Source organism: Niastella sp. (genome assembly GCF_045805085.1).
Classification (GTDB): domain Bacteria; phylum Bacteroidota; class Bacteroidia; order Chitinophagales; family Chitinophagaceae; genus Niastella.
Genome location: NZ_JBJMLX010000340.1, coordinates 1 through 5,374, shown reverse-complemented (window position 1 = coordinate 5,374; position 5,374 = coordinate 1). Strand labels below are relative to the sequence as shown.

The 5,374-nt window shown below is 41.6% G+C and carries 2 protein-coding genes; one reads left to right on the top strand and one right to left on the bottom strand.

What is annotated here, in order from left to right:
• On the top strand, positions 1-4,890 hold a 4,890-nt coding region (locus ACJ751_RS17900; RefSeq protein WP_407746890.1), incomplete at its 5' end, for a C25 family cysteine peptidase.
• 56 nt (positions 4,891-4,946) lie between these two features.
• Here ACJ751_RS17900 and ACJ751_RS17895 read toward each other — a convergent pair.
• Positions 4,947-5,374, bottom strand: a 428-nt coding sequence (locus tag ACJ751_RS17895; RefSeq protein ID WP_407746889.1) for a YfhO family protein, incomplete at its 5' end; no start/stop codon positions are given.

The window sequence follows — 5,374 nt, the reverse complement described above, 5'->3', positions numbered from 1 at the left end:
TTGCCGTCAAACGGTTATATCGAGTTTTGGGGTGAAAGAAATGATGGCAAGCCCGATAAGGCATTGTACAGGGACCCTGCCTATCAGCACACCACTTACTACAGTCTGCAATCAGACACTGCCACTTATTTTTTAAGTGTAAATACCAGTGGGGCGGGTTTCAGGTATACGGATATGAACAATAATGTGGCGGGCAATGCATTGCCAACCGAGCCCTATTTTATGTATACGAAGGGGGTGTATTATCCCGGCGCTTCTTCAAACAATACCCTGCCTATCAATTCCAAACCCAACCTTGGTCTTGCATCGAATGTAGGAACTGATGTATATTCTTCAAGTTATGACATAGGTGAATTTTTTGCCAGTGGTAATATCAATCCCGCTACAACACTCACTACAACTGCGTCTAATTTAAATGTGTACAGCGCAGGCCCGGCTTCCAGCATAAAGTTTGGTGCTGTTGGTAATGCTGCCAATAACCGTAATATAGTAATGCGGGTAAACGGGGTTACTTTAAAGGATACTGTGATGGCTTATTACAATGACCTTATCACTACAGCTCCCGTAGATAACAACAGTATCAGCAGCGGGTCGTTAACGGTAACGTTTAATAATACATCTGGCAATTCTTTAGACCGTATGCAGGTGTCTTTCTTTGAATTGACCTACCCGCGAACATTCGATTTTAACGGGGCCGCTAATTTCAAGTTTGAATTACCAGCCAGAGCTGGTGGTTATTTTCTGCAAATCAGCAATTTTAGCTTTGGTAGCGGGCAGCCTGTTTTGTATGATACAAAAAATGGGGAACGATATACCGCCAACATGAATGGTGGAATAGCAGAGTTTGCATTGCCTGGTTCAGCAGCCAACCGGCAATTGGTATTAGTTAGTGAAGATGGCTCCAATATCAATACGGTAACGACAATGACTTCCCGTAATTTCATTAATTACAATAATGCTGTTAATCAGGGCACATACATTATAATTTCCAACCCCATTTTATATGCCGGCACATCTGGTAACAACCCGGTGCAGGATTATAAAAACTACCGTGAGTCGGTAGCTGGTGGTGGTTTTAAAGTGTTGATTGTCGATATCAATGACCTGGTTGATCAGTTTGCTTTTGGTATTAACAAACATCCTTTGTCTGTACGCAATTTTATCAGGTTTGCCAGGGCAAAATTTGCGAAAAAGCCGGAATATATCTTCCTGATTGGAAAGGGCGTAACCTATTACGAATACCAGGCTGGTGACCGGAATCCCGGAAGCTATCCGCTGAATAATTTGCTGAACCTGGTGCCCACATTTGGTTATCCGGGGTCTGATAACCTGTTGAGCGCCGAAGACCTGACTATGCCAGTAGCCACTACCCCCATTGGCAGATTATCGGTGGTGTCAGGAAAAGAAATTGAGGACTACCTGGAGAAGGTAAAAGAATATGAACAGGTTCAAAAGAATGCTCCCAATACAGTTGCGGGAAGGGAATGGATGAAGAATGTTGTGCATATAACCGGGTCAACCGATGCCTTTCTTGGAACAGTGCTGTGTAATTACATGGATATCTATAGGCATATGATTGAAGATACCCTGTATGGGGGGCATGTGCAAATGTTTTGTAAAGGCTCAAACAATCCGGGGAATCAAATTTCCCCGGAAAAGTTAGCGCAATATTTTGCAGAGGGGCTCTCTATTGTCAATTATTTCGGACACTCTTCTGCCACCACGCTTGAGTTTAATATAGACGATCCATACAATTATAATAACCAGGGCAAGTATCCCGTGTTTTTTGTAAACGGTTGTAAGGCAGGAGATTTTTTTACTTATACCCCGGCACGGTTACAGGTGATTGAAACATTGTCTGAGAAATTTACTATGGCCAAACAGCGTGGAGGTATTGCCTTTGTGGCCAGTACCCATTTTGGCATAGTGAACTATTTGAATTTGTACTTGTCGTATTTGTATGAAAGTTTGGGCGCTGCTGATTATGAAAAATCCCTGGGTCTTACCCTGCGTGATGCATTTCAACAACTGATGAATGGTACGGGCTCGAATGATTTTTATGCCCGGATGCATGCTGAGCAGATGACATTGAACGGTGATCCGGCAATAGTAATAAATGCCCAGTTAAAACCGGATTATGTGATCGAAGATCAGACGATTACGATTACTCCGCCCTTTATTTCTGTGGCGGAAGGCCACTTTACTGTTAAAGTAAAGATGTTGAACCTTGGTAAGGCGCTTCCCGATTCGGTGGTGTTGGAAGTAAAGCAACAGTATCCCAATGGTTCCATGGCTACTTTATATCGTCAAAAAATACCAGGGATCAGGTATGCCGATTCCGTTACATTGGAAGTGCCCATTATCTCAACCCGTGATAAGGGCTTGAACAAGATCATTGCAACGATTGATGCTGATAGTAAGGTCAATGAGATCTCTGAGTCGAATAACACCATTACCAAACAGTTCTTCATTTTTGAAAATGAGGCCCGGCCGGTATATCCTTACATGTATGCAATTATCAACAATCCAACCCAAACGTTGTATGCTTCTACGGCCAATCCGTTAGACAGCCTGCGTAAATATGTGGTGGAAGTAGATACAACAGGATTGTTTAATTCTTCGCTTAAAGTCTCCAAAGCCATCAGCGCAACGGGTGGTGTATTTGAGATCAACCCCGGTATTACGTACCAGGATAGCACAGTTTATTACTGGCGGATAGCTGCAGAGCCTGATCCCGGTAGCCAATACCAATGGCTGGTTTCCTCATTCATGTATATGAATGGTACTAATACAGATGGATTTGCTCAGGCTCATCACTTTCAACACCTGAACTCTACAACTGAAAGGATGTCGCTTGATTCTGCTTCGAGGCAATGGAAGTTTGGCACCCGGTCGAACTATTTATTTGTCAATACCGGCGCCTGGGGAACGAGCACTACCCAGGAAGATGAAATGGATGTAACAGTGAATGGGATTCAAATAGCGCACAATTTCTGTGTATACAATTCAATAGTGTTCATTGTATTTGACCCGGTTACATTCCAACCCTGGAAAAATAATTATAATCCATCTACGGGAGCCGGTCAATATGGAAGCGATGGCAATTGCTATACCGGAAGGGATTATAACTTCGAGTATCCCTATACAGATACTGCATCACGGGCCAGGATGAGGAATTTTATGGAAAATGTTATTCCGGATGGTTATTACGTAGTGGCGCGTACAGGACTGCGCGATCCGGTAAAATATCCGTATTTACCACAGGCCTATGCTGCGGATTGGGCGAACGATACCACTTATTATGGTCAATATAATTCCATTTATCACAGCTTTTTGAAATTCGGGTTAACAGGTATAGATTCATTTAACTCGGCCTCGCCAAAGAATTTCATTTTTGTTTATAAAAAGAACGATAACGCAACTTACTCGCCTGTATTCAAGTTTACCCCAGGATTACTTAAAACTTCCCTGTCCGTAGATTGTGTAACCCCTGATACAATTGGGTATATAACTTCTCCCGTTTTTGGTCCGGCCAGAAAGTGGAAAGAAGTTATCTGGAAGGGTGTATCGCTGGAAAATCCATCTACTGATAATCCATCGGTACAGGTAGTGGGTATTAAAAATGATTTTACGGAAGAGGTATTATATACTTTAGATAAGGATACCCGTAATTTTGATATATCACCAATAGCTGATGCTCGGATTTATCCCAATATCAAACTGCGGATGCGGAATATAGATTCCCTTCATTTAACACCATTTCAGTTACAGTCATGGAAGATCACTTATGACCCCGTTCCCGAAGGAAGTATGGCGGCCAATCTGTTCCTTGTGAACATGAAGGATACGTTGGCGCTGGGAGAAACGGCGAAGTTTGGAATTGCGTTCAAAAATGTTAGTAAAACTCCATTTGACAGCATTAAAGTAAAAGCTGTTATTACCGACCGGGGCAATGTAGCGCATACCCTGTTTGTGCGTAAACAAAAACCAATAATTTCAGGGGACTCTATTATTGTGCAACTTGAATTCAAGGCAAAGGATTACCCGGGAAATAATTTGTTGTTTGTTGAGGCAAACACAGATAACGATCAGCGGGAACAGTATCTCTTTAATAACTTTGTATATAAGAACTTCTATGTTGTTCAGGATAATAAAAATCCGGTGCTCGATGTTACATTTGACGGCGTGCATATCTTAAACAAGGATATTGTTTCGGCCAAACCACACATTCAGATCAAATTAACGGATGAATCCAGTTATTTACTACTCAACGATACCACATTAAGTAGTGTGCAGGTAAGATATCCGGATGGTACGTTGCGTACTTATAATTTTGATGGCGATACGTTGCGTTTTATACCGGCTACCAGCGGATCGAACAATACGGCTACCATTGAATTTACGCCACAGTTTACCCGGCAAATTAACCCTGAAGGCGATTTGTATGAATTGGTTGTTAAAGGAAAAGACAGGAGCGGTAATAAAGCAGGAGACATCGCATATCGTGTTGGGTTTACGGTAATTTCCAAACCAATGATCTCGAATGTGCTGAATTATCCTAATCCGTTCAGCACTTCAACTGCATTTGTATTTACCATTACGGGTAGTGAAGTGCCTCAAAATGTAAGAGTACAGATATTGACCGTGACCGGCAAAATCGTACGCGAAATAACTATGAACGAATTGGGGCCCCTGCATATTGGTAGAAATATAACCGAATACAAGTGGAATGGAACCGATCAGTATGGCGATAAACTGGCCAATGGCGTGTACCTGTATCGGGTTATTACTTCCATGAATGGTAAAACAATGGAAAAGTATAAGTCAAAAGACGATAATACCGATAAGTACTTCAATAACGGCTATGGAAAAATGTATTTAATGCGGTAAACAGATAAGGTCTTATTAAAAAAAGAGGTTGTATCATTGAGATACAACCTCTTTTTTTATCTGGAGTGGGGTGCCAGTTTTTTTCTAAATGCTACAAAAAATATAAAGAGAAAGATGATAAAAAGATTGATGTAAAGGGCGATCAGGATGTGATTTGCTTTGAAGTCAAAATGTAATAAGTGTTTTCCGGCCGGAATGGCTACCCCCATAAAGCTGCTGTTAACCGGAACAATGGGCGTCTTTTGCCCATCAATGGTGATCTGCCAAAAAGGGTAGCGGTTTTGGTTCAACACCAAAAATGTATTGGCTTTTGCGCTGTATACGAAATGAAAAGAATTAGGGGTGAAATGGTTTAATGTTAGGTCAATACCGGTTTTCTCTTTATTGTTTATTTGATTTATATATACTGAATCAGTAACAAAGACTATTTTTTTTGTTGTTGGTGAAAGCATGGCTGCAGTATCGTTCAGTAGGCAGGCGGTAT